The following is a 433-nucleotide window of genomic DNA, read 5'->3' on the forward strand; positions in this document are numbered from 1 at the left end:
CGAGGATGGGTATAAGAGCCCGCCCTCGCGGGAGATCTACAGCGTGCTGGCCACGGTCAGCGGCCCCTCGATCAGCGCGTGGGGGGTCACGCCTCTGGCCGCGCATATGTTCATCTTCTATTTCGGCGTGATGTCGTTCCTGCCCCCGCCGGTCGCCGTGTCTTCCTATGTCGCGGCGGGACTGGCCAAGGCGAACATGTGGAAGACCAGCCTTCTCGCCCTGCGCGCGGCGGGGGCGGCCTTCGTGCTGCCCTTCGTCTGGTGCTACCGCGAGGAATTGCTGCTGTCGGGCGACCCTCTGTCGATCGCCGCACTGGCGCTGTCCGTGCTGCTGGCGCTGCGGATCTATGCTGCGGCCTCGGGCCGGATGTCGGTCGCCTTCCGGCTCGGCCATTTGCGGCTGGCCGCGGGGGCGGGCCCGTCTCGTTTACAC

General features: G+C 68.4%; 1 protein-coding gene. It reads left to right on the plus strand.

Features of this window, described 5'->3' with window-relative positions; all coding sequences use genetic code 11:
• Positions 1 to 43: 43 nt before the first annotated feature.
• On the plus strand, positions 44 to 433 hold a 390-nt coding region (locus BTA51_RS29040), incomplete at its 3' end, for a TRAP transporter large permease subunit (RefSeq protein WP_246841236.1).

Source organism: Hahella sp. CCB-MM4 (assembly GCF_002260525.1).
In the GTDB taxonomy this organism is placed as follows: Bacteria; Pseudomonadota; Gammaproteobacteria; order Pseudomonadales; family Oleiphilaceae; genus Hahella.